26 protein-coding genes and 1 pseudogene are annotated in these 25,851 nt (G+C 69.7%); 16 read left to right on the forward strand and 11 right to left on the reverse strand.

The features are described from left to right. Positions 1–45: 45 nt before the first annotated feature. The 3 genes from ACUYMY_RS05005 to ACUYMY_RS05015 form a co-directional block, all read right to left on the reverse strand. On the reverse strand, positions 46–3,318 hold the full coding sequence (locus ACUYMY_RS05005) for a UvrD-helicase domain-containing protein (RefSeq protein ID WP_481702522.1): 3,273 nt from the start codon (positions 3,316–3,318) through the stop codon (positions 46–48). Continuing rightward, entirely contained in the window at positions 3,315–5,987 is a 2,673-nt protein-coding gene (locus tag ACUYMY_RS05010; protein WP_481702523.1) for a PD-(D/E)XK nuclease family protein, read from the reverse strand. Before ACUYMY_RS05010 ends, ACUYMY_RS05005 begins: the two co-directional genes overlap by 4 nt. 79 nt (positions 5,988–6,066) lie before the next feature. Then, a complete protein-coding gene (locus ACUYMY_RS05015; protein ID WP_481702524.1) occupies positions 6,067–6,252 on the reverse strand; it encodes a hypothetical protein in 186 nt (61 codons plus the stop codon). Positions 6,253–6,534: 282 nt separating this feature from the next. On the opposite strand from ACUYMY_RS05015, the gene ACUYMY_RS05020 reads away from it, so the two are divergent. Then, positions 6,535–7,413: a GIY-YIG nuclease family protein gene (locus ACUYMY_RS05020; RefSeq protein WP_481702525.1), complete on the forward strand. Its 879-nt coding sequence runs from the start codon at positions 6,535–6,537 to the stop codon at positions 7,411–7,413. 45 nt (positions 7,414–7,458) lie between these two features. On the opposite strand, the gene ACUYMY_RS05025 is transcribed toward ACUYMY_RS05020, so the two are convergent. Beyond that, positions 7,459–8,832, reverse strand: a complete 1,374-nt coding sequence (locus tag ACUYMY_RS05025; RefSeq protein WP_481702526.1) for a DEAD/DEAH box helicase — start codon at positions 8,830–8,832, stop codon at positions 7,459–7,461. Positions 8,833–8,899: 67 nt separating this feature from the next. Next, a pseudogene (locus ACUYMY_RS05030) lies at positions 8,900–9,148 on the reverse strand (nuclease-related domain-containing protein); the annotation flags it as partial. A 258-nt stretch (positions 9,149–9,406) separates the two neighbouring features. Between ACUYMY_RS05030 and ACUYMY_RS05035 the strand changes: the two are divergent. Continuing rightward, positions 9,407–9,928 (forward strand): hypothetical protein, encoded by a 522-nt coding sequence (locus ACUYMY_RS05035; RefSeq protein ID WP_481702527.1) that lies wholly within the window; start codon positions 9,407–9,409, stop codon positions 9,926–9,928. Positions 9,929–10,081: 153 nt separating this feature from the next. Here ACUYMY_RS05035 and ACUYMY_RS05040 read toward each other — a convergent pair whose 3' ends face one another. Continuing rightward, the gene (locus ACUYMY_RS05040; protein WP_481702528.1) at positions 10,082–10,912 is read right to left on the reverse strand and encodes an alpha/beta fold hydrolase; all 831 of its coding nucleotides are present in this window, start codon (positions 10,910–10,912) and stop codon (positions 10,082–10,084) included. 131 nt (positions 10,913–11,043) lie between these two features. Here ACUYMY_RS05040 and ACUYMY_RS05045 point away from each other — a divergent pair, with 131 nt between their 5' ends. Beyond that, positions 11,044–11,538 (forward strand): DUF2975 domain-containing protein, encoded by a 495-nt coding sequence (locus ACUYMY_RS05045; protein ID WP_481702529.1) that lies wholly within the window; start codon positions 11,044–11,046, stop codon positions 11,536–11,538. Next, complete coding sequence (locus ACUYMY_RS05050) at positions 11,539–11,745, forward strand: helix-turn-helix domain-containing protein (protein ID WP_088985077.1); 207 nt, start codon at positions 11,539–11,541, stop codon at positions 11,743–11,745. It begins immediately after the preceding gene. A 55-nt stretch (positions 11,746–11,800) separates the two neighbouring features. On the opposite strand, the gene ACUYMY_RS05055 is transcribed toward ACUYMY_RS05050, so the two are convergent. The 3 genes from ACUYMY_RS05055 to ACUYMY_RS05065 all read right to left on the reverse strand — a co-directional run bounded on the left by ACUYMY_RS05055 (position 11,801) and on the right by ACUYMY_RS05065 (position 13,856). Next, a complete protein-coding gene (locus tag ACUYMY_RS05055; RefSeq protein WP_481702530.1) occupies positions 11,801–12,052 on the reverse strand; it encodes a hypothetical protein in 252 nt (83 codons plus the stop codon). Between the two features lie 137 nt (positions 12,053–12,189). Further along, positions 12,190–12,942, reverse strand: a complete 753-nt coding sequence (locus ACUYMY_RS05060; protein WP_481702531.1) for a DUF429 domain-containing protein — start codon at positions 12,940–12,942, stop codon at positions 12,190–12,192. An 11-nt stretch (positions 12,943–12,953) separates the two neighbouring features. Further along, positions 12,954–13,856: a MurR/RpiR family transcriptional regulator gene (locus ACUYMY_RS05065; protein WP_481702532.1), complete on the reverse strand. Its 903-nt coding sequence runs from the start codon at positions 13,854–13,856 to the stop codon at positions 12,954–12,956. Positions 13,857–13,973: 117 nt separating this feature from the next. On the opposite strand from ACUYMY_RS05065, the gene ACUYMY_RS05070 reads away from it, so the two are divergent. The 11 genes from ACUYMY_RS05070 to ACUYMY_RS05120 all read left to right on the forward strand — a co-directional run bounded on the left by ACUYMY_RS05070 (position 13,974) and on the right by ACUYMY_RS05120 (position 24,277). Continuing rightward, complete coding sequence (locus ACUYMY_RS05070) at positions 13,974–15,371, forward strand: MFS transporter (RefSeq protein WP_481702533.1); 1,398 nt, start codon at positions 13,974–13,976, stop codon at positions 15,369–15,371. Beyond that, a complete protein-coding gene (locus ACUYMY_RS05075; RefSeq protein WP_481702534.1) occupies positions 15,349–15,801 on the forward strand; it encodes a GAF domain-containing protein in 453 nt (150 codons plus the stop codon). The genes ACUYMY_RS05070 and ACUYMY_RS05075 overlap by 23 nt, the downstream gene beginning before the upstream one ends. Before the next feature lie 3 nt (positions 15,802–15,804). Next, a complete protein-coding gene (locus tag ACUYMY_RS05080; protein ID WP_481702535.1) occupies positions 15,805–17,040 on the forward strand; it encodes a metal-dependent hydrolase family protein in 1,236 nt (411 codons plus the stop codon). 167 nt (positions 17,041–17,207) lie between these two features. Continuing rightward, positions 17,208–17,657 carry a hypothetical protein gene (locus ACUYMY_RS05085; RefSeq protein ID WP_481702536.1) on the forward strand — a complete coding sequence of 150 codons (450 nt, stop codon included), beginning with the start codon at positions 17,208–17,210 and terminating at the stop codon, positions 17,655–17,657. A gap of 586 nt (positions 17,658–18,243) precedes the next feature. Next, the gene (locus ACUYMY_RS05090; RefSeq protein WP_481702537.1) at positions 18,244–19,587 is read left to right on the forward strand and encodes an MFS transporter; all 1,344 of its coding nucleotides are present in this window, start codon (positions 18,244–18,246) and stop codon (positions 19,585–19,587) included. Between the two features lie 88 nt (positions 19,588–19,675). Next, entirely contained in the window at positions 19,676–20,329 is a 654-nt protein-coding gene (locus tag ACUYMY_RS05095) for a GntR family transcriptional regulator (RefSeq protein WP_481702538.1), read from the forward strand. Positions 20,330–20,423: 94 nt separating this feature from the next. Then, on the forward strand, positions 20,424–21,218 hold the full coding sequence (locus ACUYMY_RS05100; protein ID WP_481702539.1) for a carbon-nitrogen family hydrolase: 795 nt from the start codon (positions 20,424–20,426) through the stop codon (positions 21,216–21,218). Between the two features lie 8 nt (positions 21,219–21,226). After that, the gene (locus tag ACUYMY_RS05105; RefSeq protein WP_481702540.1) at positions 21,227–21,922 is read left to right on the forward strand and encodes a DUF2848 family protein; all 696 of its coding nucleotides are present in this window, start codon (positions 21,227–21,229) and stop codon (positions 21,920–21,922) included. After that, positions 21,922–23,391, forward strand: a complete 1,470-nt coding sequence (locus ACUYMY_RS05110; protein WP_481702541.1) for a 4-hydroxyphenylacetate 3-hydroxylase family protein — start codon at positions 21,922–21,924, stop codon at positions 23,389–23,391. Before ACUYMY_RS05105 ends, ACUYMY_RS05110 begins: the two co-directional genes overlap by 1 nt. A 2-nt stretch (positions 23,392–23,393) precedes the next feature. Continuing rightward, positions 23,394–23,756, forward strand: coding sequence for a cupin domain-containing protein (locus tag ACUYMY_RS05115; RefSeq protein ID WP_481702542.1), 363 nt, complete (start codon positions 23,394–23,396; stop codon positions 23,754–23,756). After that, positions 23,753–24,277 carry a flavin reductase family protein gene (locus tag ACUYMY_RS05120; protein WP_481702543.1) on the forward strand — a complete coding sequence of 175 codons (525 nt, stop codon included), beginning with the start codon at positions 23,753–23,755 and terminating at the stop codon, positions 24,275–24,277. The genes ACUYMY_RS05115 and ACUYMY_RS05120 overlap by 4 nt, the downstream gene beginning before the upstream one ends. Before the next feature lie 102 nt (positions 24,278–24,379). On the opposite strand, the gene ACUYMY_RS05125 is transcribed toward ACUYMY_RS05120, so the two are convergent. Together ACUYMY_RS05125 and ACUYMY_RS05130 are read right to left on the reverse strand one after the other, a co-directional pair. Then, positions 24,380–24,802, reverse strand: coding sequence for an SHOCT domain-containing protein (locus tag ACUYMY_RS05125; RefSeq protein ID WP_481702544.1), 423 nt, complete (start codon positions 24,800–24,802; stop codon positions 24,380–24,382). 40 nt (positions 24,803–24,842) lie between these two features. After that, entirely contained in the window at positions 24,843–25,472 is a 630-nt protein-coding gene (locus ACUYMY_RS05130; RefSeq protein WP_481702545.1) for a TetR/AcrR family transcriptional regulator, read from the reverse strand. Positions 25,473–25,574: 102 nt separating this feature from the next. Between ACUYMY_RS05130 and ACUYMY_RS05135 the strand changes: the two genes are divergently transcribed. After that, positions 25,575–25,823 (forward strand): hypothetical protein, encoded by a 249-nt coding sequence (locus ACUYMY_RS05135; protein ID WP_481702546.1) that lies wholly within the window; start codon positions 25,575–25,577, stop codon positions 25,821–25,823. Positions 25,824–25,851 lie beyond the last annotated feature (28 nt).

Here is a 25,851-nt window from a genome sequence, read left to right on the forward strand (position 1 = left end):
GTGCCGGGGTATCGCCACAGCTGGGTAGTCGAACTCCTTGATTCCTCACGCGACCGAGTCCACTTCGAACACTCGTCCCAGCGCCGGCAAGTGCATGAGCACCCGCAGGACCGGCTTGCCGGTCGCGGCCTCGACGGCCTGCCGGTAGGCGTCCATCTGGCCGAGGTACTTGGCACGGATGTGCCCCCCCGGGTCCTTCCCCGGATAGGTCTTGTGGTCCACGAGCACGAACCCCTCCGGGCCCTCGAGGAGCAGGTCGATCCAGCCCTCCATCGTCTGGCCCTCGGGCCGCCAACCGATGGCCGCCTCGCGGTGCCGGGTCCAGCCCGGAAACTCGGCGTCGAGCCAGGCCTCGAAGCGCTCCCCGGCGGCGGTGAGCAGCCCGGCGTCGACCGTCTGCCCCACGCCCCACCGCACGACGAGCCGCTCTGCCAGCCGCGACCGCCCCGAAGTGTCGAGAAAGCGGAACTCCGTGCCCAGGTACGCGTGCACGGCGCTGCCCACGGCGCCCCAATCGTCTGAGCCGTGGGTCGCGAGCGGATTCCCGAGATCAGCGACGGCGCGGATCTCCGCTGAAACCAGTCCGTTCGCCCCGTCCGCGGCGCTGGCCTTCAGCCGCGCCGGCTTCCGCTCGACGGCGGCCCCAGCGAAGGGCGGGTCGACGAACCTCGGCTCCCACACGCCGTCGTCCGCCGTCGCCTCGAGCGGCTCGAGCTCCGTGACTAACGCCGGCAGCGAATCCTCTCGCCCCACGACCACCTCGCCGGAGCCCGCCTTCCACGCCACGAGCCCCTCCACGCCGAGGTCGTTGAGGAGCCCCGGCGAGCCGGTCTTCGATGTCAGGACGGTGGTCTCCGCGGCCCGCGTCATGCCCACGTACATGAGCCGCGCCTGGTTCCGCTGCTCGCGCTCGAGGAACCGCGCCGCCGCATCGCTCGCCTGCGCACGCGTGTCCAGCGGCGACCCGCCGTACGGGAACGGGCTTGGCCACAGCCGGATCCACCGGTCCGCGAGCGGATCCGCGAGGTCGAGCTCCCGCGTCTGCTCCACCCCCGTTCCGAAGGGGCGCGCCTTCGTCTCCTTGTCCAGGCTCTCCATGACCACCACCGGCCACTCGAGGCCCTTCGCCCTGTGGTACGTGAGCACGTTCACCACGTCTGGCCCGGCGTTCTCCGCTGACTCGTGCTCGTCCGAGGCGAAGAACCCCAGGAATCCGCGCAGCGTCGCCGGGAACCGCAGCGCCCGGCACCGCTCGTAGTACAGCTGGACCGCGCCGCGGAACGCGTCCAGGTTCCGCAGCCTCCGCTCCGGCGCCGACCACCCGGCGATGAGCCACGGCAGCCCGAGCACCCCGCTCACCGCCTCGAGCACCTCCGTCGGCGTCGCCGCCACAGCCTGCTCCCTCAGCGCATCCAGGGCCGCGACGAGCGGGGCGCTGCGCCAGGCCTCGTGCACGAGCCGCGGCCCAGACACTATGGCACCTTCTGCGTCCTTCTCCAGATCGGGGCGTACGACGGCGGCCAGCAGCTCCCGCTGCCAGGTCCTGTGCGAGGGGTGGCCGGGATGGAGGGCCACGAGCTCGGCGAGCGCGACCGTGTCCAGACGGTCTGCGACATAGGCCATGCCGGCCCGCACGAGCTGCACCTCCCGGACGGAGCCGAGGGCGCGGGGGTCTAGGCTCGCGCGCACACCTAGGCCATCGAGGGCCGCCGAGAGGGCCCGGACCTCGGCGTTGGTCCTGGCCAGCACGGCCACATCGCACGGGCGCAGGTCCGGCCGCCGGGCGAGGAGGTCCTTCACGCCGGCAGCCGTCGCGCGGAGCCGGTCCTCGGACTTGCTTTGGGGCCGGGTCCAGGCCTCGATGCCCCCGCGGTCCTCGCCATACTCGGCGGCCTTGGCGGCGGGCAGATCCAGGTGCACGGACTCTCGGGTCATGCGGTGCCCGGCGGAGCCGTTGGTGAAGACCCGCTCGAATACGGCATTGGAGAGATCCACCGGGGCCTGCCGCGACCGCCACGTCTCCGACAGTTGTTCGTGCCGCTCCGCCGGCACCGCGGCCATGACGGCCTCCATGAGCTCCGGGTCGGTACCCCGGAACTCGTAGATGGCCTGCTTCGGGTCGCCCACCCACACGGCCTGTTCGACGAGCGAGCTCAGCTCGAGGAAGAGTGCCAGCTGGAGCGGGCTCGTGTCCTGGAACTCGTCGACGACGAGGAACCGGATGCGGCCCGCGAAGGCGGCGCGGAACGCCGCGTTGCCCCGGGCCAGATCGAGGACCTTCGCCTCCTGCTCCACGAAGTCCATGAGCGCGTTGTCCCGCTTGAACCCCTCGTACGCCTCGAGGCACTCCGCCGCGCAGGCGAACACCCCGCGGATGTACGCTTCCACGTCCCGGTGGAAGGCGGGGTTGGAGAGCAGCTCCTCGTGGACCCGCTCGCGAAGTCCCCAAAAAATCTTCTTGAGGGGCGCTGCGGGCTGCGAGCCGACAAACCCGCGCCACACCTCCCAGGGGGTTGTCTCGATCTCCTGCGCTTTGGCGATCTTCACCAATGTCTTGGGGTATTCCGCTTCGAACTTCTTGGTGCCCAGGTTGGCTTTGGCGCCGTCGCTGTATTCGCCGCGCTCCACGGTCAGCTCCAACTCGGCCGCCCCAGCCCGCAGCTCGCGCAGCCACTCCTCCCGGCAGTCAGCACCGGGCTCGTCGAGCAGCTCCTCCCGGTATCCGGCCCACGACTCCTCAGCGCAACGCCGCACCGCGTCGGCGTCGAGGAGGTTGGTGCGGGCATACGTCACCACGCGCTGAACGGTCGCATCCCACGGCTCCACGCCGTACTCGCCCGCCTGGTCCGGGTGGGTGCCCATGCGCCACGCGAGCGGCGCCATCGTCTCCGCACATGCGGCGCGCACCTCGTCCGTGGCGAGGGCGAACATCGCGCCCAGCTGGTCCTCGCCGATCACCTCGAGGGCGGGGGAGAGCCCGGCATCGATCGCGTACTCCGCGAGGAGCTGCCCGCACACGCTGTTCACCGTTCCGATGAGGCTCGCCCCGAGCTCCTGGGACGCGGACGACGCCCACGCCGATTCGAGCAGCCGCGCCGCGATGCGCTCCCGCAGCTCCCCGGCGGCCTTCGTGGTGAACGTGGTGGCCATGATCTGGTCCGGGGGCACGCCCTCCGCGATCTGGCCCACGATCTTCTCGGTGAGCGTGTAGGTCTTCCCCGTCCCGGCGCTCGCCGAGACCATCGTGACGTTGGCCAGGAGGTCCCGGTCCAGGACGCCCGCGCCTCCGCGCCCGGTCTGGGGCTTGTGGATGCTCATGAGTAGTCCCCCTTCAGGCCGCACAGGGCGCCGAACCGGCAGAACCGGCACCCCGGCTCGACGTACAGCCGGCCCACGGCCGTCTCGATCTCCTCGAACGTCGCGGGCCCGTCCCCGCCCTGTTCCTCGAGCGAATCTGCGTACGGCTTCGCCGCTGTGACTCGCCCGGCAAGGACCTGCGCCACGGTGTGCTCGGCGGAGCGCACGGCCCGCTGCCAGAGCTCATCAGGGCCCCAGGCCCGCGGGGTGCGCGGGCCGAAGTGGGGATGCGCGGAGGAGAAGTCGTGCTGCTTGAGCAAGTAGTAGGCGGTCGGATGGTCCGCGGGGGCCTCGCCCTCGCCGAGGGCCCACTGGTACAGGGCCAGCTGCAGGGCCGTGCCCTTGCGCACCTTCTCGCGCAGATGCCCGCCGCCGGATGACCACTTGAGATCGACGACCACGGTGTGGCCCTCGGAATCGATCCCCACCGCGTCCGCGCTGCCTGACACCGGGATGGCCAGGACGCCGTCCTCGGTGACGAGCCGGAGCTCCCTGAGGATCGGCTTCTCCATCTCCTGCAGCGCCACCCCGCCGCTCTGCAGGCGGGTGAAGAAGACGCGTGCGGCCTCGGCGATTGCCGCAACGACCGTGAGCCGGCGCGCCGTCTGTCCGGGCAGGAGCAGCTCGGACGCGGTCGCGGGCAGGAGCCCGTCGATCGCGGCACTGATCTGCGCGTCCGTGGGAACGGCCCGGTGTTCGGCACGCAGGCCCTCGTGGAGTCGCTCGATCACCCGGTGTGCGAACGTGCCGATCATTCGCGCGCCCTCCGGGATGTCCGCCGCGTCCGGCACCATGAGCCGGCCCTTGCGCTCGAGCGCCCAGCGGAGCGAGCAGCCCAGCAGCACCTCGAGCTGGGAGAAGGAGAGCCGCTCCGGAGCCAGCGCGGGGTTCGCGCCGACCTCGAGTGCCGGCTCCGGGGGTACCGGCCGCACGGCCGCGGCCCTGGTGAGCCGCGTCTCCCGCCCGGCGAGCCGCCACACGCCATATTCACCGGTGAGGGACGACGGTGCGCGGGTCGCCTCCGCGATCCGCGCGGCCAGCGTCGTGCCTTCCTCGACTGAGTGGTCCTGTGCCGCGACGAGGGCTTCGAGGAGCGGGTTCGCGTCCACGCGCTCGCCGTTGCGCTGGGCGGTCTGGACCACGAGGAGCCGCTTGCAACGCCCGGCTGCGGCGATGGTCTCCCGGACGGAGAGTGCGGTGAGTTCCTGTGGGGTGGGCAGGTGCACGCCCACCTTGGCGAGGGAAGCAGCGTCGTGCGCGTCCCAGCGGCGGACTGACGGGGTGGACGCAGAGGGGAAACTCCACCAGAGAGCGTCCTCGACGTCCTCCCCGAGTTCCACGAGGTGATTGAGCCGCAGCCACGGGGCCGCCTCCGCCGGGAGGACGGGCTCGGAATGCGGGGTCATGACCGACGCGATGATGCGGCGCAGGTCCCGGCGTGACACGTGGGGGAGGGGGGCCAGGAGGTTGAGCACCCGCTTGAGCTGGGCCAGGGTGGGCTGGAGCCGTTCCGTGACCGCGGCCCTGGTCGTGAGCGTGCTGGCCAGCCAGGCGGTAGCCTCGATGAGCTGGGTGCCGGATGGGCGCTCCTCCTCCTTGAGGAGGCGGGTGCGGAAGGTGCGGTCCAGCGCGTCGGCTAGATCGGGGCCGAGCGACGGGTCGGTGCCGATCGCAGAGGTCGCTTCCGCCCATGCGGCGCCGTGGACTCCGGGCTCCTGGGCGAGCGCGTGCAGGAGGTGCCGGCCCGCCGCGCGGCGGACGGGCGTGTCCGGAAGGGTGAGGAACTCTGCGAGCAGGTGCACGTTGGCCGGTGCCCAGACGAGCTCGAAGAACAGGGGAATGAGCTGGTCCTGGGCCCGCCACGGGGACCGGTCGCCGACGCCGAGGCGTGGCTGGCCGTGGAGGGTGAGGTATTGGTCGAGGACGGATGTTGGCTCTGAGCACACGACCGCCGTCCGATCGTTGGTCCCCGCGGCGAGCCAGCGGGCCGCATGTTCGGCGGCTTCCCACTCGGTTTCCACCGAGAGGACGGTGATCTCGGGGCTCCGGGCCGAGGGCGGCGCCTCGCTCACGCGGACGCCGCGGTCGCGCAGTGCACCGATGATCCGCCGCCAGATCTCCGGGAACGTGGCCTCGGGATGCTGGAGGACCAGCTCGTCGATGCCGAGCGGCAGGGGAGAGGAGCCGAGCTCGGCAAGGAGCTCGACGACGTCGTCCGCGAGCGACGGCGCGAGCTCGCCCGGGGCGCGCTCAGCGGCGGCGAGCGTGCGGAGTAGAGGCGACGGCCCGGCGCCGACCGTCCCCTGCACGGGCTCGGGGAGCGAGCCGTCCCAGCCGTTCGCGACGGCGTCATCACGCGCGGCCAGGAGCTCCTGCGCCGTGGACCACGGGTCGGCCCGGAGGGAGCGGTGGAACCACGCGTCAGGCGTATCGAGGCGCTCGAGCCGGCGCAGATACTGGCTCACGCGCTCGGCGTTCGGCATATCCGGCCGCGTCAGCCCGAGCCGGGTCTGGAGCAGCCCGATGAAGTTCTTCCGGCCGACGCGGACCCGGTTGAGCCCGGGCCGCGAATAGGCCCACGGCGCCCGGTCGAGGAACCACCCGAACTCGACAATCATCGTCTCCCCCATGCACGAATTAGAAGGCTGTTGTACCACGCTGTCAGGGTCGGGCGGCAGGGCAGTCTGCACCGGGCGTTCTCGGCCGGTGTCAGGCACGGTGCCTGCCCGCCCGGTCGTGCGTCCTCGTCTGCTCCTGCTCCATCCGCCCGAGCCTCTCGATGACGGGCTGGAGCTCAACGTCGTAGAGGTCTGATATCGCCTCGATCCGGTGCCCGGCCGCGTGCCTGAGGAGGAGGCGGGCCTCCTCAAGGGAAGCAGGCTTCAAGCGGCGCACGGCGTTGAGGACCTTCTCGGTTTGGGCGGGGGTTGAGGTGCTGGCGCACGGGCTGCCACTGGTTGTGGCCCGTGTCGAAGACCCTCGTAGCCGTCGGCCATGGTGACCCTCCTGCGTCCCTTGGAGCTGCACTGCTCCTGATGGTGAGTGTGCGGGAGGGGTCCGACAGTTTTCGCGGGACTCATCTCCCTGACATTGGGATGGTGGGTGTGGACGCCAGTAAACGGTTTGTGAGGGCGTGATGGCCGATTGATTTGAGGCGCGGGGGATTACGCTGGCGTCATGAGCCGGGGACAGACGATCCAAATCTTCCTGCCCTTCGGAGACCCGAAGAGCGTACGTCAGGCTGAAATAACGAGCCGCACCGTTCGAGTGTTTGAGATTCCACGAAGGGAATTGAGTCTCTTCAAAGAGGAGTTTCAGGAGTCCGGCCAGCCCGCGTTGTACTTCCTATTCGGCCAAGATGAGACGGGCTCAGATGCCTGCTATATCGGCCAGTCGGACCTGATCAGGAGTCGTCTGGCGAGTCACGCTCAGAATAAGGACTTCTGGGATCGGGCGGTAGTCGCCGTCTCCCTCACGAACACCTGGACTGCGACTCACATCCAGTACATGGAGCACAAAGCGATTGAGCGGGCCAAGGCCGCAGGCCGATACACCTTCGACAACTCCCAGGCTGGTCACACGACGCCTATCACGAAGTGGCTCAGGGCCGACTGTGATGAATTCTTCGAGACCATCGACGTGCTGTTGGCCACGCTCGGGTACTCGCTGTTCGAGAAGCCAGTGGACGTAACCCACACTCCCCAGCAGGAGCGGTACTACGTAACCCGTGGCGGTGTCCGTGCAATGGGTACGTGGACCGCGGAGGGCATGACCGTGTTCAAGGATTCGACCGTGCGACCGGCCTCTGAGGACAAGCTGCACACAAGACGAATGGCGGACTTGCAGAAGCGGTTGGTCCATGAAGGTGTGCTCGTGTGGGAGGGGGAGTTCTTGAAGTTCACCCGAGACTACGTTTTCTCGTCGCCGTCGGGCGCTTCTGGCGTGATCGTCGGTGGGGCGAGCAACGGCTGGACAGATTGGGCCAACTCCTCGGGGAGGACGCTGAAGTCCGTACACGAGGGGGCGGAGGGGGAGATCGAAGGCGGGCCTGCATAGCGGGCTCAGCTCGAGGATTCAGTGAGTGCCCACGCTTCCTTCGGCCTATGGCTCCCAAACCTCCGCCGCGGCAAGCGCCCGAGCGACGTCGGCCCCGCCCGCCTCGCGGATGAGCCCCGGGTCCCCAACGACCACAAGCAGGCTCCGCGCCCGCGACAGCCCCACGTAGAGCTGCTCGGCGGCGCGGGTCATCTCCTTGAACCCGTCGACGCACAGGATCACGACCGACCGCTCGAGCCCCTTGAAGCCGAGGACGTGTCCGTAGAACTCGCCTTCGCCGTCGTGGAAGGCGCGCCAGTACTCGGCGACCGCCTCCGGGCCGGCGTCGAACGCCTCCTGGTGGATCGGGTGCCGGTGGCGGGTCGTGAGCAGGGCAATCTGGTTGTTCGCCCAGCCCTCCTCGAGGAGCGCGTCGACGCAGTCGGATGCCCTGTCCAAAGCATCCTCGGTCGCGGCCTGGACGAACCGAACGGGCAGCCCGGTTCCGGTGCGCGGCGTGAAGTGCTCGCCGGCGAAGCTGCGGAAGGTCTCGGCGATCCGCCGCGTGTTGCGGAGGTTGTCGTCGACGTGGAGGGGCGCGAAGCGGACGACGGCGTCCCCGGACTGGGCGACGTCGGCGCCGTCCCAGCGGCGGTAGACATCCTGCTGGCTGTCCATGAACACGTACACCGTAGCCGTGTCCGGGTCCCTGACGCAGGAGAGGAGGGCCTCCCACCAGGACGGCGCGAAGTCCTGCGCCTCGTCGACGACGATCGCATCGAGCTTCTCCGAAGGGTCCAGACGGGATCCGATCCCGGCGAGCAGCCTCGGCATGTCCACGTCGAAGTACTCCTGCCCGGAGCCCGGGGGCACCCCGAGGCTCAGGGCATACTCGTGAAACTCTCCCGTGAAGACCGGCTGCCGGTGCTTCCAACGCTTGGTCTGACGGGCGAGGTGCTCGCCGAGCCCCTTGTTGTAGCAGAACAGACCGACCCGCAGGCCCTGGCGGCAGAGGCGCTTGGCCTTCTCGACGGCCAGCCAGGTCTTCCCGCTGCCGGCGCCGCCGATGAATCGCACGTGCCGGAGGGACCGGGTCGCGTTGAGCAGGACGGACTGCCGCACGGTGAGCGTGTCCTGCTCGTCCTCGGACTCCACCGCCGGCCCCTGCCCGCCGTCGTCCTCCGCAAGCGAGCCGCCGACGAAGCGCTCGAGGCGCGCGGCGTAAGCGGGGGCCAGCGAGGCGTGCCCGGAGGCCTCGGCGTGAATGGCGCCTCGCAGGGCCTCGGCGAGATCGAGGGGGCTGTCGAGGTCCCGGCGGTCGACGACGAGGCTCCGCGGCACGCCCGCCATGGCCCAGTTGCGCGGGACGTCGGTGTAGGGGAAGGCGGCGAGGTAGACCATGCGGCTCGTGAGCGGGGTGCCGAGGTGGTCGCCCACCATGTCCGCGGAAGCCGTGCATCGCCGACTGCGTCTGTGCAACCGGGCTCTTGATCCGGTGCTTCCCACCCCGGTCCGACTGGTACCACTGCCCGCCCTCGGCGCTCACGAGACCGCCCTTGACCTCGATGCACGCGATCCCGACAGGCGGCCACAGCACGAGTACGTCGATCTCGTGCTTGGCGGCGCCGTCGCGCACCTGCACGGAGTGGCAGACGACGGCGTCGTCCGGCAGCGCCTCGACGAGCCGCTCCCAGACGGCCCGCTCGGCCTCGTGCCCCGCCTCGAAGTCGGGGGATTCGGGTAGCGAGCGTGCCATGACCGCCCGACCTAGAGCTGCAGCTTGAAGCCGTTGGCGAGGTCGATCATGGAGTCCCCCCAATGGGTCGGCGCTGGCAGCGGGCGGCTGATGAAATATGTCGCCTTTCTACCACGAGACGTTTCGCAACCGGCAGCCACCCGTGGCTCTGAGCCGTTGGCACAGCCCCAAGGATTCCCCGAGGATTCGCCGATAAAGGCGTCCGGGCTTCAGCGCCTCTGGGAGCATCTCTATAGGCGCGAATAAGGATGGTGTGGCGTGCGAATTCGACAGTTCGGCGAGGTGGGCCGTGTTCTGCCTGATGGAAGCAGGCTCGTGAAGGAATCGGTGCTCGATGACGGCCAGCTGCTGGCCATGGCGGAGGACGGTCTGCTGCTCGCCAGAATCACCACACAGCGAAACGTGGCGAGGATCATCAACGTCGGCGGGCGCTCACTCCTGGTCGTGCTCGGACTCGTGCTCGCCTTCGCCGTGGTGGTGAACAGCATCAGTGTCGTAGTGGCGGCGGTGCTCGCGCTCGTGCTGCTGCTCACCCCCGACCAGCTCGCCAAAGTGGACGGGAAGCTTGCCGCGCGGCGGGAAGAGATGCTCGCGGGTCTCTCCTTGCCAGCCATCTTTTCCCACGGTGCGGCCTCTCACTTCGGCACGCTTCCCGCTCACGAGAGGCTCAGGCGCTATGGCGCCTTCCTCCGCGGTCACGATCTTGTCCTGGGTGGGGTGAGGGTTCGAATCATCAGACAGGAAGACGGCGCCTCCAGGCTGCTTGTGGTCACGCCATAACTACTTGTTCTTGGCTTGCATGGAGTCGTACTTCCGAACCCGATCACTGTTTATCGGGACTGAGCCCTAGACTCCGGCTCATGCCTCCGTCGATTTTGCGGATGTGGTCAGAACCCACCCAGCCTCGAGAGGGCGGCCTGAGCCTGCAGGACCCTACGCCCCCTGCCCCAGAAACCGCCGGAAGAGCGTCAGGATCACCTCGGACGGGTGGTGCAGGGCGCCGTGATCCGCCCGCGGGACGATCAGGCTGGTGCCGCTCGAGAGCGACGCGGCGAGGTTGGAGGCGATCGTGTGGAAGTACCGGGGACTGTTGGCGCCGGCAAGGAGCAGGACGGGGACGGCGATCCCGCGGTACCGGTCGGAGGCCGCCCGGCTGCTGTCCAGCAGGGCGATCTCGTGCGCAAGGGCGGGGACCATCTCCTTCCACGCGCGTCCGTCCCTCGTCAGGCGGGAAGCGGCCCACAGGACCAGCCGGGTGGCCGGGTCGGGCAGCGGCACCCTCTGCACGCGCGGGTCGATCTCCCGGGAGAAGACCATGACGGCCCGGACGTGGTCGCCCCTGGCAGCCGCATCGACGAGCTCGGGGAGCATGCGCGTAGGCAGGCATCCCTCGATGTTGACGGCGGGATCGTAGACGCCGACGCGGGTCACCGGCAGGCGCAGCGCAGCCTCCAAGGCTATCCCGCCGCCGTAGCTGTGGCCGAGGACGACCGAGCTTCCCGTGGCGTCGAGGACGGCCTTCAGGTCGTCCAGCTCAGTCTCCATGGAGTAGTTGGCCGGCTGCGGGCTCGAGCCGCCGCGGCCCCGCCGGTCATACACGTGCACCGGGATCGTCGTCGAGAGCCTGCTGGCGAACCTGCTGTACAGGACAGTCCTGGTCAGGCTGCCCGCGGCCAGGACGGCGCCCGGCCCGGTGCCGTAGCTGTAGACGCGCAGGGTGCCGCCATCTGAGGTTCTGATGGACTGGGGCTGGGGGGCGACCACAAGGGGCTTCTTTCATACAGCCCCCAGCTGCGGCGGTAGGTGTAGAAATGGTAGTCCCATCCCAGCGAAATGGAAAGGTTTTGGCTCACTGTTCGATTGATTTTCGATAGATAATAAGCGAGGCTCGATCCATGCTCACCCGTCTGGCGGTCGCCGCCCTCAGGATCCTGCTCGTCCTCGCCCTCGCGCTCTCGCTCGTGTTCCAGTTCATGTCCCTGCCCGGGCAGTTCGCGCACATGGCCGAGGAGAACCCCGAGGTCGCCTTCCTGCGCTGGCCCCTCACGATCTTCTGGGGCGTCGAGCTTCTGTGCTTCCAGGTCGTCGTCGTGAGCACGTGGCGGCTCCTGACGATGGTCAAGCGGGACCGCATCTTCAGCGAGGCCTCCCTCAGATGGGTCGACACCATCGTCTGGGCCTTCGCCGGCGCGTGGGCGCTCCTCGCGGCCGTGGCCGCGACCGTCACGGCGTTCATCTACTTCACGCCGGAGCTGCGGGACCCCGGCACGCCGATGGTCCTGTTCGCGATCGTGCTCGTGGGCGCCGTCGTGGTCCTGCTGATGGTCGTGCTGCGGGCGCTCCTGAGGCAGGCCACAGCGCTGCGCACTGACCTCGAAGGGGTGATCTGAGTGCCCATCGTGGTGCGCATTGACGTCGAGCTCGCCAAGCGCAAGATGAGTGTGGGGGAGTTCGCCGAGCGCGTCGGGCTCACCCCGGCCAACGTCGCGGTGCTCAAGAACGGCCGCGCCAAGGCCGTGCGCTTCAGCACTCTCGAGGCCATGTGCCGCGTGCTGGGCTGCCAGCCGGGCGACCTCCTCGAGTGGGTCGAGGACTAGCGCACGACGGCGCGTGGTCGCCCGGGCGTTACCGCCCCAGCTCCGGTTGTCGCCGTCAGGGCAGGAGCGGCTGCGGCTCCGGGGCGTCCTTCCAGTGGATGACCGGCTTGTCGCTCTCGGCCGCTCGCAGCTGGGCCCACTCGAACTCCGCTTGCGGATGGTCCATCAGGTACCCCGCGATCGTCCGATTGCTCAGACGCTCACCGTCCAGGGGATCCTTGGCCTCGCAGCGTCCCAGGGGCACAGGCTGACGCTCGCGGGCCACCTTGAGGAACAGGTTGTACGCCTTCAGCGGCTCTTCGGTCATGGCTTCCCCTTCGTCCGAATCCGAACTGGCAGGAGCGACGCTACAGTCCGGATCGCGGAAGTCGCCAGAGGGCGGGGCCGCGTGTTCCGGGAAGCCGACCAGAGGCCAGCGCACGACGGCGCGTGGTCACCCTGGCGTCACGGTGCCAGCTCCGCGAGGGGCCCGCTCGGCAGGTGGATCCACCCCTCCTCGCGCGCCAGCTCCGCCACCTCCGGCGCCGGCCGCCACGTCGCCCCGACCGCCGCGGCCCTCGCCGTGAGCGACGCGATGACGGCGTCGAAGAGGTCGTCCGAGGCGGCCAGCGCCGCCCGGTGCTCCTCGAGCGCGAGCCAGGGCGCCGCCGTCGTGAGCCCGTCGACGATCCCGGCCCGCACGGCCGCCGGCTCGGCCCCCGCGCCCTTGTACTTCCGCGCGTGCAGGCCCCAGACCCTGAGCGATGCCGCGGGGTAGACCTCGACCAGCCGCCCGGACCCGTCCCGCGGCTGCGCCCCGAAGCGCTGGGCGATCCGGGCCTGGATCACGGCGAAGCGCATGGCCGGGTGCGCGAGCCGGTCCGCCGAGACGCTCAGCGGGATGAGGCCCGTCCGCGCGGTCACGAACCTGTCCGACTCCCGGTACGCGAGCCGGCGCCGGCCGGCGATCCCGTCGTGCGCGAGCACCGGCCCGGGGTCGGCCCCGAAATGCCCGGCGAGGAACTCGAGGAACGGCCGCGGCCAGCCGAGCGGCGAGTCGACGCCCACGGCGTCCGCCTCCCCGAAGAGCCGCACGACGTCGTCGTCCGCCACCCCGAGCGAGAGCTCGGCGAGCCGCGCCTCCCCGGCCGACCACTCGAGCACGGCCGCGGCGGTCTTCTTCGGATCCGCCGCGAGGTCGATCCCCACAGTCCTCACGGGGGAACCCTCTACGTCATGTGCCGGGGCGCGGAGCGGTGCAGCAGCTTGAAGGTCTCCCAGCTGCGCTCCACGGCCATCAGGCTCTCCCGGGTGCGGTCGGCATCAACGGTGGCCAGCGTCGCCACGATCCCCTGCTGGACGGCCATGGCGCCGGTGAGCGACGGGAAGAAGGAGATGCTCTCGGCGGGTGTCAGGACCACCTCGTCCGCCGACTTCTCCAGGGCGAGGGAGAGATTGTCGGCCAGCACCACGACCGTGGCCCCCCGGGACTTGGCCTCCGTGGCGGCGGTGACGGCGACGTCGTACAGCCGCCAGTAGGAGCAGACCACGAGCGCGTCCCCGGGCATCATCCGGGCGACGGTGTTGGCAAGGGTGGCCGGGTTGTCCAGGAGCGCCCTGGCCGGATAGCCGGCGATCTGCATGTTGTGGACGAAGGCGTGGCCGACGGCGGCGTAGCTCCCCTGGGCGGTGACGTAGATGTTCTCCGAGCGGGCCAGGAGGGCGGCGATCCGCCCGATGCGCTCCTCGTCCAGGCCCCGCAGAAGGCTCGCGAGCGAGTCGGCGTCCTGGCGGAGCGAGGCGCGGAAGGGGGAGTCCGCAGTGCGGTGGCTCTCCGACACCTCGAGCATGGAGAGGTGCGCCAGATAGCGGGCCCGAAGGTCCCGCTGCAGGTCGGGCCATCCGGCGTAGCCGAGCCGCTGGGCCATCCTCGTGACGCTCGAGATGCTGGCCTGGGCCAGTGCGGCGAGCTCCGCGGCTGGGGCGAAGGCGGCCTTGGCCGGCTGGCTTGCGATGAGGGCGAACACCTGGTTGGCGCTCCCGCCGAGGGCCTTGTCCGGCAGGAGCGAGCGCAGCCACTCCTCGACTGAATCGACCTCGGTCGCCTCCGGCACCGTTTCGTGACTGGCCACGCCCGCCTCCCCGAAAAGTTTCTTGCAAGTAGGCATTGTCTGCAAAAACTCTTGCGCCTACGCTGTCACATCAAGCGGATGATCCGCCAGATCACGGTATCCCCCTAGGAGCAAGTTGTGTCCCTTTCTGCGAGGCTAGACCGGCTGCCGCTCAGCAAGCCGCACTACGCCCTCCTCCTCATCGGAGGCCTGGGCTACACGTTCGACGGCATGGACAGCGCCGTCGTCGCCTTCCTCATGCCGGACGTGCGCGAGGTCTTCGGCCTGTCCTCGGGTCAGCTCGGCATGGTCGCCTCCGCCGCCCCCTTCGGCTTCCTCTTCGGGGCCTTCTTCGCCGGCTACCTCGGCGACAAGCTGGGCCGCAAGAAGGTCATGATGTACGCGCTGGCCCTCTACGCCGTCGCGTCCCTCGTGGCGGCGGCGTCCTGGAACTTCGAGGTCTTCCTCGTGGCACGCATCATCGCGGGAGCCGGGGCGGGCGCCGAGAGCGCGATCATCGCGCCGTTCCTCTCCGAGTTCGTGCCCCGGCACCGCCGCGGCTGGTTCATCGGCGCGCTGGCCGGCTTCTTCTCCTTCGGCTTCGTGATGGCGGCGCTGATCGGGCGGTTCGTCGTCCCGGCCTTCCCCGAGGGCTGGCGCTGGGCGCAGGTGCTCACCTTCCTGCCCATCGTGATGCTGCTCTGGTGGCGGCGCTCGCTGCCGGAGTCGCCGCGCTACCTCGCCAACATCGGGAAGACCGCCGAGGCGGAGCACGTCGTCGCCCGTTTCGAGCAGCGCGTCCTCGACGCTACCCGCCAGCCGCTGCCCGCCGTCGACCCCCACCACGCCGAGGAGCCCGCCCCGGTGAAGTTCACCCTGGGCAAGGCGCTGAGGTTCCTGTGGAGCTCGAAGATGTGGCGGATCACCGCCGTCACCTGGCTGATCTGGTTCGTCATCACCTTCTCCTACTACGGCTTCTTCTCCTGGATCCCGACGCTGCTGGTCAGCAAGGGGCTCACCGTCACCACCAGCTTCACCTTCTCCCTCTACATCTACCTCGCCCAGATCCCCGGCTACTTCAGCGCTGCCTGGCTGAACGAGAAGCTGGACCGGAAGTTCACGATCGCCATCTACCTCGTCGGCTCCGCGGTCAGCGCCTTCTGGCTCAGCTCCATGACCGACCCGCTCTGGATCACCATGGCCGGCATCGCCCTCTCGTTCTTCCTCAACGGCACGTACGCAGGCGTCTACGCCTACACCCCCGAGGTCTTCCCGACCTGGCTCCGGGCGACAGGCGTGGGCCTGAGCTCCTCCTTCGGCCGCGTCGGCTCGATCAGCGCGCCCCTGATCATCGGCGTCTTCGCGACGCAGTGGGGATTCGCCGGAGTCTTCGGCATGACGACGGCGGTCCTGGCGATCGGCGTCATCTGCACCCTCCTCTTCGCCGTCCGCACGGCCGGGCGCTCGCTGGAGGACATCACCGCCAAGGAAATCACCGGCAAGGAGGCATCCCTTGAACAGCCAGTCCCTCGCTGACCTTCCATCCGTCGAGGCAGCCGTCGCCCGCGAGGTGGGCTTCCGCCTCTTCACCATCCTCGTCTTCCGCCGCGAGGGCCGGGAGATGGAGCGGATCCACTCCTCCCGCCCCAGGGAATACCCGGTGGGAGGCCGCAAGGACGTCGGCCGCGAGGTTGCCGGCGACTGGCTCCGGACCAGCCTCGTGGAGCAGATGCCCTTCTTCGGCAGGAGCAAGGCCGACGTCGACCGCATCTTCCAGGACGCCGAGCTGATCGCCAGCCTCGGCTGCGGCTCGATCATCAACGCCCCCGTGATCGTCGACGGGGCTACCGTCGCCGTGCTCAACGTCCTCGACGCCGAGGGCGCCTACAGCGACGACGACGTCGACGCCGTCCAAGACATCGCTAGGCGCGGCACCCCCGCGATCCTGGCAGCAGCAAAGGAGTAACACGTGGCCAACGACCTGCTCATCAAGAACGCCCGCTACCTCGACGTGGACGCCGCAGCCTACAAGGAGGGCGACATCAAGGTCGTCGACGGCGTGATCGCCGAGATCGGCGCCGGCCTCGCCGCCTCCGGCGAGGTGGTCGACGCGAGCGGCAAGTTCGTGCTCCCGGGCCTGATCGACTGCCACGTCCACGTCACGGCGGCGACCGCGGACCTGGGCCAGCTGGGGGAGTGGTCGCCGAACTACGCCGCCCTGAAAACGGCCAGGCTCATGGGCGAGATGCTGGACCGCGGCTTCACGACCGTGCGCGACGTCGCCGGCGCCGACTTCGGTCTGCACGACGCCCAGGCCGAGGGCCTGCTGCGCGGGCCCCGGCTGTTCTTCGGCGGCAAGGCGCTGTCCCAGACCGGTGGCCACGCCGACCCGCGGTCCCGAGGCAGGGCCTCGCACGACGACGGGTACTGCTGCCCGCACATCGGCCGCCTCGCCGACGGGGTGGACCAGGTGCGGCAGGCCGCCCGCGACGAGCTGCGCAAGGGCGCACACCACATCAAGATCATGGCCGGCGGCGGCGTCGCCTCCCCGACCGACCGCATCGACTCCACGCAGTACTCCATCTCCGAGATCGAGGCGGTCGTCGAGGAGGCCGCCGCTGCCAACCGGTACGTCACAGCCCACGCCTACACCGGCCGGGCGATCAACCGCGCCCTGCGCGCCGGCGTGCGCGGGATCGAGCACGGCAATCTCCTGGACGATGAGTCGCTGGAGCTGTTCAAGGAGTACGACGCCTACCTGACCATGAACCTCGTGACGTATTGGGCGCTCGAGCGGGAGGGGCGTGACTTCGGCCTGTCGCAGGAGAACTGGGAGAAGGTTGCCGCGGTGCTCGACGGCGGGTACGACGCCCTGGGCAGGGCGCACGAGGCAGGGATCAACCTCGCTTTCGGCTCCGACCTCCTCGGCGGGATGCAGGTCCACCAGGCCAAGGAGTTCTCCATCCGAGGCAAGATCCAGCCGGCGATCGACGTCATCCGCAGCGCGACCACCACGGCCGCAGCCCTCCTGCAGCGCGAGGGCCAGCTCGGGGTGATCGCGCCGGGAGCCTACGGCGACTTCGTCATCACCAGCGAGGACCCGACTCTGGACCTCTCGGTGCTCGCCGACACGCGCCTGGACTACGTGGTCCAGAACGGGGCGGTGGTCCGGCAGGGCCAGGGGGCAGCCGGGCAGGAAGGCTGAGCTCGTCCCGCCGGCGGTGGGGGGTAGGAGGATCTCCCTTCCCCGGTCGGGGTGGCCTGTTAGAACTCACGGCGCCCGGCGTGCTGCACGCGGCAGCAGCCGGGCGCCGTCGTCCGTCAGAGGGATTCCGCCCTCTCGGGCTACCATTCAGCGCGTACTGTGGAGGGATGCACAATGGTGTCGCCCCCCACCATCCGGAGCCTCATGCTCAAACCCTCCCGCTCACCGAGCTCGTCGCGCACCTCGGCGACGACGTCTACGAGCACCCCGCCGAATTCGGGCACGGCGAGTGCGACGCCGAGACGATGCGCCAACTGCGCCACGTTAGGGACGTCCCGGACGCCACGGTGCGCATCTACCTTGCGCTGCCGCCAGGCGTGGGGCAGATCAACCACGGTGACCGAGTGGTGCTGTCGAAGGACTACGCCCGCCAGAACGCCATGCGGGACGACACGGCGGCGAACGACTGGCCCATCGTCCACGCCGACGTGTCCGCCCGCACCGTCCTGACCGACGGGAAGGACCTCGACGAGTACATGTACGACGGGCCCTCCCTCGCCGGCCTCGCGGACAGCGCCGCCGGCCACTGGGACGGGGCCGGGGACGGCGGCGCCTGAGGATTCAGGGAGGGGGCGCAGCCCCCAATGGCCGCGTCCCCCAGCGCCGATCGTCGGCGAAGTTCGGGCTCACGCTGCCTCCCTCGGCGATGGCATAGAGAAGTCATAGGCCTCGATGATCTTCGTCTCGCGGTAGCCGACGCCCAGGGCGGGGATGGGCCACAGGCCCTCGCCGTAGGGTGCAGCGGCCTCTCGGGGATGAAGGTGGTGCCTTCCTCGATGTACTTCCAGCTCGCCCTGCCCGAGGGGCAGGAACGCGAACGGGTCCTTGCGTAGACGCTGACCACGGAGACGCCGGCCTGATCGAGGATGCCGCGCAGCTCCTCGGGCTTGTCGCCGTACTCGGCGAGGTTCCCGTCGAACATGTCCACGCCCTCGTAGGGGCGGAGGCGAGGTCCGGCGCCGGGTGCCGGAAGTGGGCTCAAGACAGTCTATAGACAAGTTGTATACAGTCTGTCTAAGATGGTGAACCAGAGCACAGCGGCGCCTTGCCAACGAGCTCGCCGGACCCGCGAACCGCGCGCAACTGAGCGGGGCCACCGGGGCGACGAAGCCCCACCGACCCTCCTTCAACCAAGGAATCCTGATGACACGTACGAAAGCTGAGCTTCGGGTGCAGAAGCACTCGACGCTTCCCACCGTCGCGGCGTCGAGCCTCGCCGGGACGGCGGTGGAGTGGTACGACTTCTTCCTCTACGGCACGGCCGCGGCCCTCGTCTTCAACAAGCTCTTCTTCCCGACCACCGATCCGCTCGTGGGCACGATGCTCGCCCTCGGCACGTTCGCGGCGGGCTTCGTCGCCCGGCCGCTCGGCGCCGTCGTCCTCGGACACTTCGGCGACAAGCACGGCCGCCGCTCGACGCTCGTCGCGTCCCTGCTCCTGATGGGCATCGCGACGACGCTCATCGCCTTCATCCCGCCGTACGCGGTGATCGGCGTCGCGGCGCCGCTGCTCCTGCTCTTCCTTCGCCTCGTGCAGGGCTTCGCCCTCGGCGGCGAGTGGGGCGGCGCCGTCCTCCTCGTCTCCGAGTACAGCGACAACAGCCACAAGCGCGCCTTCTGGGCCTCGTGGCCCAACGTCGGCCCGCCCGCCGGCAACCTCATGGCCGCCGGCGTCCTGGCCGTGCTCTCGGCGACCATGCCCGCGCAGGCCTTCCTCGACTGGGGCTGGCGGATCGCCTTCGGGCTCTCGGCCCTGCTCGTGATCATCGGCCTGATCCTGCGCCTCTACGTGCAGGAGACCCCGCTGTTCAAGGCCTCCCAGGCCAAGCTCGAGGCCGAGCACGCCAAGGAGGTCAAGCTCCCGCTCGGCCTGCTGTTCCGCCGCAACTGGCGCGAGATCCTCATCGCCGCGGGCAGCCGCATGGGCGAGAACGCGGGCTTCTACATCTACTCGCTGTTCATCATCACGTACGTGACCGAGATCCTGAAGCTCGACCGCCAGACGGGCCTCACCGCCGTCATGATCGGCCAGGCGGTCGCCGTCGTCGCGATCCCGCTCCTGGCGATCTACGCGGACAAGATCGGCCGCAAGCCGATGATGATCGGCGCCTCGGTGGCCACCGTCGTCTGGGGCTTCGGGTTCTTCGCCCTCCTCGACACGCGGCAGCCGTTGGCCATCATCCTCGCGGCCGTGGGCGGCCTGCTGATCTTCGCCGCCTACAGCTCGGTCATCGGGGCGTTCTTCTCGGAGCTCTTCCCGACGGACGTGCGCTACAGCGGCACCTCGGTGGCGTACAACGCAGCCTCGCTCATCGCGGGCTCGCTCTCGCCGATCATCGCCCTGGCCCTCTACCAGGCCTTCGGCACGGGAATGGCGATCGCCGTGTACCTCGTGGTGATGGGCGTGATCTCGATCGTGTCCGTCTCCTTCGCCAAGGAGACCAAGCACATCCGTCTCAGCGACCTGGACGCCACGCCGGGCCTGTAGCCTTCGGGTGGCGCCCCGACCCTGACACGGCGAGGGGCGCCACCGACAATGAGTAGACGTGACGCGGACGAACGAGGGACTGACAGACGTGAGCATCTTCCAGAAGCCGGCGCAGACCGCCCCCGAGGCGGCGTACCAGTGGCTGCGCAAGGAGATCTCCTCCCTGCCGTGGGACCAGGAGGCCTTCCTCAGCGAGAACACCATCGCCGAGGCCTCCGGGATCTCCCGGACCCCGGTCCGGGAGGCCCTCCTGCGGCTCGAGGCCACGGGCCTGCTCCGCAGGGTCCCGCACAAGGGCGCGTTCGTCCCGGCCCTGAGCAAGGGCGACATCGAGGCCATGATGGAGGTCCGCCAGGTCATCGAGGAGTGGGCCGTCCGCAAGGTCACCGCGGGCAGCCAGCCCGGGCCGGAGCTCGAGGAGCTCCTGCAGAACCAGCAGGACAGCCTCGGCGACCCGGTGGCCTTCATCGAGTGCGACATCCTCTTCCACAAGTGCATCGTCGCCGCCGCCGGGAACCCCACCCTCGAGGACGTCTACGACTCCCAGCGCTTCAAGCAGCTGCGCATGGGCGTCAAGGCCATCATGGACAGCCAGGGCCGCAGCGACCACGTCGTGGACGAGCACCGGGCGATCGTCGAGGCCATCCGGTCCCGCGACCCGGAGCGTGCCGTCGAGGCCATGCGCGGCCACCTCGGCTCGACCCTCAAGGCCCTGAGCGGCCCCTCGAACTCGGCCCGCTAGACCACCCGAACCACACACCAACCTCACGCCGCCGACCCGTCGCGGGTCGCCGATGCGGCCTTCCACACCCAAAAACAGCAAGGAACTGCCCACCATGGAAGTTGCACTCGTCCAGCTCGCGAGCCCCGACGGGGAGACCCGCGAGGACCGCATCGCCCGCGCCGAGGAGGTGCTGCGCGGCATCGAGGGGGCGGACCTGATCGTCCTCCCCGAGCTCTGGAGCGCCGGCTACTTCCACTTCGAGCGCTACGCCGAGCTCTCCGAGCCCCTCGACGGCCCCACCGTGCAGATGTGCTCGCGGGTCGCCGCGGACCTGGGCGCGTACGTGCACGTGGGCAGCATCGTCGAGAAGCACGACGACGGCGGGCTGCGGAACTCGTCGATCCTCCTCGACCGCCGTGGCCGGGTCATCCACCGCTACAGCAAGGTGCACGTCTTCGGCTACCAGTCCCGCGAGGCCGAGCTGCTCACCCCGGGCGACTCCCTCCCGGTCGCGGAGGCCGCCTTCGGCAAGGTCGCGGGCACCACGTGCTACGACCTGCGCTTCCCGGGCCTGTGGTCCGAGCTGAGCGCGCGCGGCGTCGAGTTCGTCGTCGTCCCCGCCGCGTGGCCCGCTGTGCGCCGCGAGCACTGGCGCCTGCTCACCCAGGCCCGCGCCGTCGAGCACCAGATCTTCGTCCTGGCCTGCAACGCCGTCGGCGTGCAGGAGGGCGTCGAGCTCGGCGGCCACAGCCGCGTCGTGGACCCGGCCGGCGCCGTCCTCGCCGAGGCCGGCGACGGCGAGGAGGTCCTCCGCGTCACCCTCGATCCCTCCCAGGTCCAGCGCGTCCGCAAGGAATTCCCGGTCATCGCCGACCGGCTGGCCGACTACACGACCCTGTCCCGCTAGGAGTGACCATGAAAGAAGCCGACACGAAAACCACCACCGCCCTGACCTTCGCCGTCGGCGGCACGGGCGAGAGCATCACCCTCACCGGCTTCCGCGCCATCGTCGCCGGCTACACCGGCCGCGACCCGAAGGCCGTGCAGCACCACATCGACGAGCTCGCCGCGATCGGCGTCGCGCCCCCGCCCGAGGTCCCGATGTTCTACCCCGTTGAGCCGGCCTCCTTCACCTCGGACCCGGTGCTCGAGGTCGAGGGCGGCCTCACGAGCGGCGAGGTCGAGCCCCTCTACGTGCGCCACAAGGGGCGCTACTACCTCGGTGTCGGCTCCGACCACACGGACCGGGACCTCGAGACCGTGGACATCGGCGCCTCCAAGCGCGCGTGCCCCAAGCCGGTCGCGGCCACGGTCGTGGCGGTCGAGGACATCGCGACGCTCTCCCTCGACCAGTGCACCGCCCGCTCGTGGGCGGACGGGACCCTCTACCAGGAGGGGACGCTGAACAACCTCCGCACCCCGGCCGACGTCGTGCGTCTCCTGACCGAGCGCACGGGTATCGGTGAGGACGAGGACTTCGTGTGCCTCGGCGGGACGCTTCCCCTGCTCGACGGCGAGTTCAGGGACTGCGCCGACTGGCGCGTGCAGCTCACGCTCCCCAGCGGGGCAACCATCGACCACACTTACAGCATCAAGAAGGGACAGAAGTGATGAGGACCGGAGAAGAGTACCTGAAGACCCTCAACGACGGGCGCACCGTCCTGATCGACGGGAAGGCCGTCGAGAACGTCCTCGAGCACCCGGCGTTCGCCCACGTGGCCAAGACCATCGCCGAGCTCTACGACATCGCCGCGGACCCGGCCAACGGCATGCAGTACGAGGCCCCCGAGATCGGCGGCACCGCCAACCGCGTGTTCAGCATCCCGCGCAACGCCGAGGAGCTGCGCCTGCGCCGCCTCGCCGTCGAGAAGTGGGCCAAGTACACGCACGGCTGGGTGGGCCGCAGCCCCGACCACGTCGGCACCTTCTTCGCCGCCTTCGCCGCGCACCCGGAGGTGTTCGAGCACGAGGAGCACGACTTCGCCGGCAACCTGCGCCGCTACTACGAGCGCATCCTGCGCGAGAGCCTCTACGTCTCCTACGCGATCATCCCGCCGCAGATCTCCCGGGCGACCACCGCGTCCGGCTGGGAGGGCGACTACCTCCAGGTCGGCGTCGTGCGCGAGACCGAGGAGGGGCTGATCGTGCGCGGCTCGCAGATGCTCGCCACCGGCGGCGCGATCGCGGACGAGGTCTTCGTCACGTGCATCAAGCCGCTCGGCCCGGACGACGTCGACTTCGCCATCAGCTTCGCCCTCCCGGTCGCGACCGAGGGCCTCAAGCTGCTCTGCCGCCGCCCCTTCGCCCCCGCGGCGACGAGCGAGTTCGACTACCCGCTCACCACGCGCTACGACGAGCCCGACGCGCTCGTCGTGTTCGACGACGTGCTCGTCCCGTGGGACCGCGTCTTCATCGACCGCGACGTCGACCGGCTGCGGAGGCAGTTCTTCGACACCGGCGCGCACGCCCTCGGCAACTGGCAGGCCCAGACCCGTTTCACGGTCAAGCTCCAGTTCATCGCCGCCGTCGCGCGCAAGGTCACCCAGGTCAACGGCACCGAAAAGATCCCCGGCGTCCAGGAGAAGCTCGGCGAGCTCGCCGCGATCGTCTCCTCCGTCGAGTCCGCCCTGCTCGCCGCCGAGTACATGGCCGAGGAGGACGGTGCCGGGATGATGGTCCCGGGCAAGCGCGCCCTCTACGGTGCGATGGGCCTGCAGTCCGAGACCTATCCGCGCGTGATCAACATCCTCCGCGACCTCGTCGGCGGCGGCGTGCTCCAGCTGCCCTCGGGGGAGGTGGACATGCTGAGCCCGGTCACCCGCCCGGACATCGACCGCTACATCCACTCGCCCGGCGTGAGCAGCGAGGACCGCGTCAAGCTCTTCAAGCTGGCCTGGGACGTCATCGGCTCGGAGTTCGCCGGCCGGCACCAGCAGTACGAGCTCTTCTACGCCGGCGCGCCCTTCGTGGTCCGCGGGGCCTACACGTACCGCAACTACAACTACGACGCCCAGGTCGCCGAGCTCGACGAGTTCCTCGCCGGCTACGGCGTGGGCGGCAGCAAGGACGAGGGGAAGTAGCCATGGCCAAGCCCGAAGTCGAGTTCACGCCCGTCACCTCCGTGCCCTTCGCGCCGTGCACGCCGCACATCGAGGGCCTCTCGGAGGCGATCCTCGCCCGCGACGACGCGAGCGACGCCGTCACGCGCATCCTCAAGTTCGAGCCCGGGACGGACACGTCCCCCAACGGGTCCCTCAAGCACGACTTCTGGGAGGAGGTCTTCATCTTCGAGGGCTCCTTCGTGGACCAGCGCCTGGGGAAGACCTTCCGGGCCGGGGACTGGGCCACCCGCCCGCCGGGCATGGAGCACGGCCCCTGGATCTCCGAGGAGGGCGCGAAGATGTTCGAGGTCCGCTACTACCAGAACGAAGGCCCAGTGTCATGACTGCCCTCAAGCTCTTCACCGAGCCGGACGAGATGATGATGCGGCGCACCATGGGCCGCTTCCTCACTGGCGTCGCCGTCGTCACGACCGAGCACGAGGGCGAGCAGCACGGCATGACGATCAACTCGCTCACGTCGATCAGCCTCAAGCCGCCGATCCTTATGGTCTCGCTCAACTTCAACACCCGGACGGGGGACGCGCTGCTCGCGAGCGGGCGGTTCGCGATCTCGATCCTGGGGGAGCGGCAGGAGGCCGTCGCCCGGCAGTTCGCCGTCCGCGGCGGAGCGCGCTTCGGCGAGGGGCAGTTCGACGAGACCGAGGGCGGCCTGCCCGTCGTCGCCGGCGCGCTGTCCCAGGCCGAGTGCAAGGTTGTGCACCACTACGACATCGGCGACCACCAGGTCTTCTTCGGCCAGGTGACCGGGTGCCGGTACCGGGACGGCGACCCGCTTGCGTTCAACTCGGGGAAGTTCGGCAAATTCCAGGACTTCCACCACGACGCGATGCCCTGGGCGTTCTGAGCCGTGGGGTTCTGGCCTTCGGGTTCTGATTTTCGTGTGGGTCGCGCGGGGCAGGCGGGAACGCCTGCCCCGCGCGGCGTCACCTGCCTCATAGGGGAGGCGTCAGGCGCCCTGCCCTCCCCGGTGCCCGCGCAGCACGTCGAGCCGGGCCCGGTACTCGGCCTCGTCGATCTCTCCGCGGGCGAACCGCTCGGCAAGGACGTCCTCGGCCCGTACGGCGGCGTGCGGCGCGTGCTGCCCCGGCGGCGTCGAGGGCGGCGGGGGAGCCCAGCCCTGCTGCGGCGCCTGGCCCCAGCCCTGCTGCCCTGGGCCGGCCCAGCGCTGCCCGGCCGGCGGCCGGCTCGCGCGGAGGTGGCGCGCGAGGAGGACGATCAGCGTGATCACCGCCGCCCAGAAGAGCACGAAGCCCAGGGTCATGAGCACGGTCCACCAGCCGTACATCTCGCCGTTCCAGTACATGCCGGACCTCCTCTGGCCCACGCCGCCGCGGACCGACCGCAGCGCCTGCCCCCATTGTGTGCTCACGGCCCGGCGCGCTCCAGAGGCCGAGGCCCGGCCCTGCGCCTCAGCGCGCGGCGGCCCGGTGGTGCTCGATGAGCATCGCGGCCATCTCGCGCGATCGCTCGCCAGCGCGCACGTCGCCCTCGGCGGCTGCGACGATCGCGCCCTTGATGAGGATGTGGCAGGACCACGCGAAGTCCTCCGGGTTCGGGAGCCCGGCCGAACGGGCCAGATCCGCCATCTGCTCCCGAGTGCGGGCCAGGTACTCGATGCTCGCCTTCCCGAGCGGATGCTCGGGGCCCATCTCGATCATGACGTGCAGGAACGAGCTCACCTCCGCCGCCCCCTGCTGGAACCAGTCGTTGAAGACGTCGAAGATCGCCAGGAGCGCTTCCTCGCCCGTGCCGTCGTGGCGGGCGATCGCGGCGTCGATCGCGGCGCTGCGCGCCTGGTACCAGCGCTCGAGATAGGCGAGGGCGAGCTCGTCCTTGGAGCGGAACTGACGGTAGAACGTCGCCCGGGCCACGCCCGAGCGCTCGATGAGCTCGTCCACCCCAACATCTCGGATGCCACGCCGGGAGAAGAGCTCGAAGGACGTGTCGAGGATCCGCTCGCGCGGCCCATCCCGTCGGCGGCGGGCGCGCGGGGATTCGGAGGCGTGGGCTGTTCCGTCGGCTGCGTCGCGCGAGACCATATTCGATCCTTACCCCATCAGCCCCAGCAGTATCACGTGGACCGGAAAGGATCTCCTTCGACGTGTAGACAGACCCATCTGTCTACCTTTAGCTTCGTGCCCATGGACTTGAACGCCCAGAATGAGGACCGGCAGTTCCGCGCACTCTCCGCCGCGATCGTGCGGGAGCAGGCCCGGGACATCATGCGTGAAGTCCTCGACGACCAGAACCTCGACGACGCCACCCGGGACGCCCTCTCGGGCAAGATGGCGGCCCATCCCCTGGACCCCGCGCGCGCCCTGCTCGAGCACTTCCTGAGCGCCCGCCTGCCTGGGTTCGTCGACGACGAATCGAGCCAGCGAGTCGCGTAGGGCCCGGGGCGGCTGGGGGGCCCCGGGG

The sequence above is a fragment of the Sinomonas sp. T428B genome, assembly GCF_056780155.1.

What these genes read in the sequence shown, in the direction of transcription:
- ACUYMY_RS05005 (WP_481702522.1), bottom strand. Translation starts at nt 3,318, where the DNA reads ATGAGCATCCACAAGCCCCAGACCGGGCGCGGAGGCGCGGGCGTCCTG.
- ACUYMY_RS05010 (WP_481702523.1), bottom strand. Translation starts at nt 5,987, where the DNA reads ATGGGGGAGACGATGATTGTCGAGTTCGGGTGGTTCCTCGACCGGGCG.
- ACUYMY_RS05020 (WP_481702525.1), top strand. Translation starts at nt 6,535, where the DNA reads ATGAGCCGGGGACAGACGATCCAAATCTTCCTGCCCTTCGGAGACCCG.
- ACUYMY_RS05025 (WP_481702526.1), bottom strand. Translation starts at nt 8,832, where the DNA reads ATGGTGGGCGACCACCTCGGCACCCCGCTCACGAGCCGCATGGTCTAC.
- ACUYMY_RS05045 (WP_481702529.1), top strand. Translation starts at nt 11,044, where the DNA reads ATGCTCACCCGTCTGGCGGTCGCCGCCCTCAGGATCCTGCTCGTCCTC.
- ACUYMY_RS05055 (WP_481702530.1), bottom strand. Translation starts at nt 12,052, where the DNA reads ATGACCGAAGAGCCGCTGAAGGCGTACAACCTGTTCCTCAAGGTGGCC.
- ACUYMY_RS05085 (WP_481702536.1), top strand. Translation starts at nt 17,208, where the DNA reads ATGCACAATGGTGTCGCCCCCCACCATCCGGAGCCTCATGCTCAAACC.
- ACUYMY_RS05090 (WP_481702537.1), top strand. Translation starts at nt 18,244, where the DNA reads ATGACACGTACGAAAGCTGAGCTTCGGGTGCAGAAGCACTCGACGCTT.
- ACUYMY_RS05100 (WP_481702539.1), top strand. Translation starts at nt 20,424, where the DNA reads ATGGAAGTTGCACTCGTCCAGCTCGCGAGCCCCGACGGGGAGACCCGC.
- ACUYMY_RS05105 (WP_481702540.1), top strand. Translation starts at nt 21,227, where the DNA reads ATGAAAGAAGCCGACACGAAAACCACCACCGCCCTGACCTTCGCCGTC.
- ACUYMY_RS05110 (WP_481702541.1), top strand. Translation starts at nt 21,922, where the DNA reads ATGAGGACCGGAGAAGAGTACCTGAAGACCCTCAACGACGGGCGCACC.
- ACUYMY_RS05115 (WP_481702542.1), top strand. Translation starts at nt 23,394, where the DNA reads ATGGCCAAGCCCGAAGTCGAGTTCACGCCCGTCACCTCCGTGCCCTTC.
- ACUYMY_RS05120 (WP_481702543.1), top strand. Translation starts at nt 23,753, where the DNA reads ATGACTGCCCTCAAGCTCTTCACCGAGCCGGACGAGATGATGATGCGG.
- ACUYMY_RS05130 (WP_481702545.1), bottom strand. Translation starts at nt 25,472, where the DNA reads ATGGTCTCGCGCGACGCAGCCGACGGAACAGCCCACGCCTCCGAATCC.
- ACUYMY_RS05135 (WP_481702546.1), top strand. Translation starts at nt 25,575, where the DNA reads ATGGACTTGAACGCCCAGAATGAGGACCGGCAGTTCCGCGCACTCTCC.